Below are 5451 nucleotides of genomic sequence, written 5' to 3'. Positions count from 1 at the left end.
CAGATAGGCATGACTTACTATTTTGCCGGTGAGGCGCTAGAGGATGCCGTGCTCAATGGTGGTAACCAGGTATTCCTCTCGGCCACACGGGCCCAGGCCGAGATATTCCGATCCTACATTGTCCACCTGGCACGTACTTTCCTGGGGGTCGAGCTGACCGGCAACCCCATTGTGCTTTCCAACGGGGCCAATCTGGTGTTCTGCTCGACCAGCGCCAACAGCGCCCAGGGCTACACCGGCAACTTCTACGCCGACGAATACTTCTGGATCAAGAACTTCAAGGCGGTCACCGATGTGGCCGCTGGCATGGGGTCGCAATCTCATTGGCGAAAAACCTTCTTCTCGACCCCTTCAAGCAAGGCACACGGTGGTTACAAGCTGTGGACGGGGGATGACTGGAAGGGCAAGGATCCCGTGCGCCAGGCGCAAACTTTCCCAACCGATGCCGAGCTCAAAGACGGTGGGCGGGTCTGCCCAGACCGGGTATGGCGCTACATCCTGACCTTGGAAGAGGCGGTGTCGAGCGGCTTTAACCTCATCGACATCGAGGCGCTGCGCGAAGAGACCGCGATTGAGGTCTTCGAGCACCTCTATATGTGCGCCTTTGTCGATGATGAAAGCTCGGTATTCAAGTTCCAGGATATGGAGAGAGCCGAGACGGATACCAGTACCTGGAGCGATTACACCCGGGGGCACCCTGAGCCGTTCGGCAAGCGAGAGGTGTGGTTGGGCTATGACCCGAGCCGTACCCGCGATAATGCCACCTTGGTGGTGGTCGCCCCGCCACTGTTCCCGGGGGAGAAGTTTCGGGTGCTGGAGAAACACTTCTGGCGCGGCATGAACTTCCGCTACCAGGCGAGCGAAATTGAGAAGATTGCCAAGAAGTTTCGGGTCACTTACTTAGGCATCGACGTATCCGGGGTCGGCAGCGGGGTTTATGACCTGTTGCAACCGGTCTTCAAATCCACCATTACCCCCATCAACTACAACGTCGAGAGCAAGGCCCGCTTGGTGCTGAAAATGGTGGACGTGGTGGAATCAAACCGCATCGAGTGGGATCAGGAGGACATCGAGATCCCGCTGGCCTTCATGAGCATCAAACGCAGCACCACGGGCGGTGGCCAGATGACGTTCCGCGCATCGCGCAGTAGCGAAACCGGTCACGCCGACGTGTTCTTTGCCATCGCCCATGCGGTGGACAACGAGCCGCTCGACACATCACGACGCCGCAAATCCACTTGGGCCATCAGCAAACGAGGAAAACATGAGCCGCAAACAGCGCTTTCATCAGCGGGCCGAGCGGCCCACCCCAGCCACCATTCCCAGCAACCGATCCGCGGTGAGCTTTTCCATTCCCGAGCCCATCGATCCCACGGCCTGGATGACCGACTACACCGATGTGTTTTACAGCCCCTGGGGCGAGTATTACCTGCCCCCCATCGACCGCAAGGGCTTGGCCAAGGTCGCCCGCGCCAATGCACACCATGGGGCCATCCTGATGGCAAGGCGCAACATGGTCTCCGGGCGCTTTGTCAGTCGGGAGGGGGTGCCCCGGGAGGTGATCACCGCCTTTGTGCATAACCTGCTGCAGTTTGGTGATGCGGCCTTGCTCAAGCTGCGCAATGGCTTTGGCCAGGTGGTAGGACTCTATCCGTTATCGAGTCTGTATCTGCGCCGCTGCAGTGATGGCAATTTCCTGATGTTGCAGCGCGATGGCAGTTACAAGCACTACAGCGCCGATGACATCATCTGGCTGGCGCAATATGACCCGGTGCAGCAGGTGTATGGCCAGCCTGATTACCTGGGGGGCCTGCAGTCGGCTTTGCTCAACCAGGACGCCACCATGTTTCGGCGTAAATACTTCCTCAACGGGGCGCACATGGGGTTCATTTTCTACGCCACGGATCCAAATATGGATGATGACCAGGAAGCGGAAATGAAGGATATGATCGCCAGCTCCAAAGGCGTCGGTAATTTCCGCTCGATGTTCGTCAATATCCCGGGTGGCAAGCCGGACGGGATCAAACTTATCCCGGTTGGGGACATCGCAACCAAGGATGAGTTTGCAGCTATCAAGGCGATCACCGCCCAAGATGTGCTGACGGCGCATCGCTTCCCGGCGGCGTTGGCGGGTATCATCCCGGCCAATGGCAGTGGGGGGTTGGGGAACCCGGAGCAGTACGATCGGACTTACGCCCGCAATGAGGTTATCCCGCTGTGTGAACTTATCCAGGATGCCATCAACGGGGCCAATTTACCGCGACGGTTGTGGGTCGATTTCAATCGCTCACTTGAGGTGCCCACCCCTGTATGAAAACCCAGCTAGCCGATATAATTGCTCGGTTTATATCGTCGGGACTGGGGGGAATATGCGGGTATTTTGTCGGGAATGTGGGGAGTTGGGGCGCATCACCAAGACGCATCGACTGAGCCGCGACACTGCGGATTTATATTGCCAGTGTACGGATGCGCAGTGTGGGGCCAGCTGGGTGTCGCAAATGTCGTACAGCCATCCGTTGAGCCCATCGGGGCGCACAGCCAGCCAGTTAGCCTTGAGTCTCATCAACTCGCTCAGCCCGGACGGGCGGCAGCTACTGCTGCAAGGGCTCAGCCAAGGGTAATGAAGAAGGGGCGCATCATGCGCCCCTTCTTATAAGTATGTATTAATTAAACATCGCACGGGTATCAAACACCAATGGGAATGACGTACTGGTTGTGCTTTTGGTTTTATAGACTTGTGTATCAAATTGCAGCATTACGCCAGTTGTACGGCTAGATGCGGCGTAATCATGATCTCTGGGAACTCCGATGAACTTTGCCCCTTCATGTATTACTAAATCCGGGTGACATTCGGCCAGAGTTGAAATTTTGATCAATCCTATATCTGTGATTGAATGCGGCATGACGGTGATAGGTGCGTTTGATTTGATCGCACATGTTGCTTTTTCTGTAGCGGGGAACTCAATCCGGTTGATTGTGACCGGGACAGAATAAGTATTGTAAAACTTAGCGTAAATAGCATCACCAGTTCTAGCTGGAAGTAGGCCACTGCGGTCTTTTTCCTCTTTGCTCATATCTAGAGGGGTAGATACTCCTAGTTTAGCTATAAATGGTTTCACGTTTACATAACTATTTGGAGTTTCTGCGCATGCGCCCAATGTAAGGGATATAATCAGCAATGTTATTTTTTTCATAAGTCCTCGATTGTGAGTTTTTATATGCATATTGCAATTCTGTGTCAGGTTAGGTTTTAAACTAACGAAAAATACATTCTAGGTGGACTTCTGTGAGTCTTTCTTGGGCGCTAGGTTACATGAGGTAGTAGAGAGGTTGCTACCCTATAAACCACATATTTTTCATAATGATAAGTAAAGTGTGAGAAGGTGAGAGCATGGGGGAGTGTTTTTTTGTTCAGCAGTGTGATTTTAAGCTAAGATAGAAGTTTCCAACCAGGTCTCTTCATGGTAGCATCGCTAGCAAAATCATAAATATCCTAAAAGTACAATAGTATGAATGAACTCACAATAATGTTGGTGGCCATATTATTCCCTGGGGTTTTACTTACAGTAATATATGACAATTATACTGAGCACAAGCCTTGGGATGCTTTCAGATATATGTTGTATTCAATTATTTCAGGGATTATCACATATAGTTTTTTACAGGGTTTAATTTTTTCTGGTCAGTTTCTCTATAACGTAGAAGGATTCAGAAATACTGATTGGCATATTCTTTCTGTGTGGGGGATTTTGCAACCAGAAAACAAAGAGAAAATAAATGCTATTGAAGTTGTTGTTGCCGGTTTGATAGCCGTAGCTCTAGGTTTGTTATCTGTACGGATTTCTCAAGGTAATGCTATTCATAATTTCTTAATAAAATATAAAGTAACGAATAAGTATGGGGATTCTTCTGTATTTGTTAAATCTATAGAAATAACCCAATCAGAGTATATTAGAGTCATCGTGTTAGATGAGGATCTAACATTTCATGGGGTTGCTTATCTTTATCATGACAATGGTTCTAATTTAGAAATAACGTTAACCGATGTTATCGCATATGAAACATCAACTGCAAATGAAGTGTTTAGAGCTAATGTTCTTTATATTTCAAAGCCTTTCGGTAATTTATTGTTTTACACAGACATAAATGAGGATGTAAATCATGAGCCAAGACAAACCGATTAAGTTAAATGATGGTCTGCAAACATTAGATATAACTAAGGCGTTAAAAAATAGCTCCGTGGCAGGACTCGAACACCTAACTACGGAAGGTCTTCATACAACTGGTTTTGGAAATGTACTTGCAGGGGTAGTAAACCCTACGCATGGTCTTGTCCAAGTCGTACGGAAGACCACGCAACCAAGAAGTAGCATACCCCCTAAGCCAATTCCTTCCCAGGGAAAAAAATAAAAAACAGTGAAGGCATATGCCTTCACTATTTATTAGGGATAGCATTGTTGCTTGTGAGTTTTTATTATAGTCTCAATAAGTAAGACGCAAATATTGAAATGGGCTTATATAGTCCAATTTTTATTGGTTCACATTTCTATAACTGATGCATTGATTTCCGATCGTTTTATTAGAAAATGTTGTTTAGGTTGTTAGTTGATGACCATGCGATCATGAAACTCATTAAGTTCAGCATTAGCCGACACAATATAAGGCATATCAAACATGACCCGGCATAGGTCATTTTGTGCTTTCCTTTGTTGGCTTGGCTATTGTGTATGTTGAACTCATACAAGCAGCCGATCCGCCACGAATGCCACTGTATCGCCGCCGCTTGGTGTCATGGCATCGGCTTTGGCCATCAGGTGAGTGAGCAGCACTTCTCGATGTTCTGGACGAACGTCGGCCAAGCGCCCTCTGGTTGATTCGGCAATCAGGTGGTGCATATCTTGTTTGCGGGTAGGCGAGCGCTGATCATCAGCTGACAGTCCGAAAAACTCGGCATTGCTGATTGCCTCCTGGCGGCGTTCGACTGGTGGCAGTGGCCACGTCCGCAGATCGACGGTATCGCGCAGCCGGTCAAGCTGGACTCGGGCTGCCTCTGCGTCCCCATCCCCCAGGGCCTTCAGCAATGTCAGGGCATCATCGACGCCGGCAGCCGTCATGCTGGCCAGCCAGACTGCTGGATCCCCGGACTGGGCCAGCAGGCCCCGCACATCCTCGATCTCCGCCTGGCGTTTTGCTTCCCGGCGTCTGGCTTCGGTTTCAATTTGATATGGTGATGGTTCGTTTGGTGATTCGAACGGGTGCCGTTCGGTCACTTTCAACTCACCATCCCGGATGCAAACTGACCGGTCCCCCTGTCTGACAATTAAGCCGCGTCGAATCATGGTCACCTCTTCATCACCTAGCCCCAAATGGAATAGGTTTCTGTCACTCAGCGGATCCCCTTTAGAGCCTTCGAGATCGTCACGTACAGTTGTTGCCAGAGCTCCAAGGGGG

General features: G+C 50.3%; 5 protein-coding genes and 1 pseudogene. 4 read left to right on the top strand and 2 right to left on the bottom strand.

From position 1 onward, the window contains the following. The 3 genes and pseudogenes from BN1130_RS17800 to BN1130_RS21840 all read left to right on the top strand — a co-directional run. Positions 1–1263 (top strand): annotated as a pseudogene (locus BN1130_RS17800) (terminase large subunit domain-containing protein); the annotation flags it as partial. A 118-nt stretch (positions 1264–1381) separates the two neighbouring features. Further along, the gene (locus tag BN1130_RS17795; RefSeq protein WP_370736620.1) at positions 1382–2314 is read left to right on the top strand and encodes a phage portal protein; all 933 of its coding nucleotides are present in this window, start codon (positions 1382–1384) and stop codon (positions 2312–2314) included. A gap of 55 nt (positions 2315–2369) precedes the next feature. After that, a complete protein-coding gene (locus BN1130_RS21840) occupies positions 2370–2621 on the top strand; it encodes an ogr/Delta-like zinc finger family protein (protein ID WP_084218254.1) in 252 nt (83 codons plus the stop codon). Positions 2622–2663: 42 nt separating this feature from the next. Here BN1130_RS21840 and BN1130_RS22410 read toward each other — a convergent pair whose 3' ends face one another. Beyond that, positions 2664–3194, bottom strand: coding sequence for a hypothetical protein (locus BN1130_RS22410; protein WP_157014084.1), 531 nt, complete (start codon positions 3192–3194; stop codon positions 2664–2666). Between the two features lie 315 nt (positions 3195–3509). Between BN1130_RS22410 and BN1130_RS21835 the strand changes: the two genes are divergently transcribed. Further along, positions 3510–4184 carry a hypothetical protein gene (locus BN1130_RS21835; RefSeq protein ID WP_084218253.1) on the top strand — a complete coding sequence of 225 codons (675 nt, stop codon included), beginning with the start codon at positions 3510–3512 and terminating at the stop codon, positions 4182–4184. 552 nt (positions 4185–4736) lie between these two features. On the opposite strand, the gene BN1130_RS17790 is transcribed toward BN1130_RS21835, so the two are convergent. Beyond that, positions 4737–5451: hypothetical protein (locus BN1130_RS17790; RefSeq protein ID WP_232302059.1), on the bottom strand; the 715-nt coding region annotated here is incomplete at its 5' end.

It is taken from the genome of Aeromonas rivuli (assembly GCF_000820045.1).
Lineage (GTDB): Bacteria > Pseudomonadota > Gammaproteobacteria > Enterobacterales > Aeromonadaceae > Aeromonas > Aeromonas rivuli.
This window is presented reverse-complemented; position numbering and strand designations above follow the sequence as displayed.

Coding starts and splice junctions, on each gene's coding strand:
- BN1130_RS17795 (WP_370736620.1), top strand. CDS start 1,382: ATGACCGACTACACCGATGTGTTTTACAGCCCCTGGGGCGAGTATTAC.
- BN1130_RS22410 (WP_157014084.1), bottom strand. CDS start 3,194: ATGAAAAAAATAACATTGCTGATTATATCCCTTACATTGGGCGCATGC.
- BN1130_RS21840 (WP_084218254.1), top strand. CDS start 2,370: ATGCGGGTATTTTGTCGGGAATGTGGGGAGTTGGGGCGCATCACCAAG.
- BN1130_RS21835 (WP_084218253.1), top strand. CDS start 3,510: ATGAATGAACTCACAATAATGTTGGTGGCCATATTATTCCCTGGGGTT.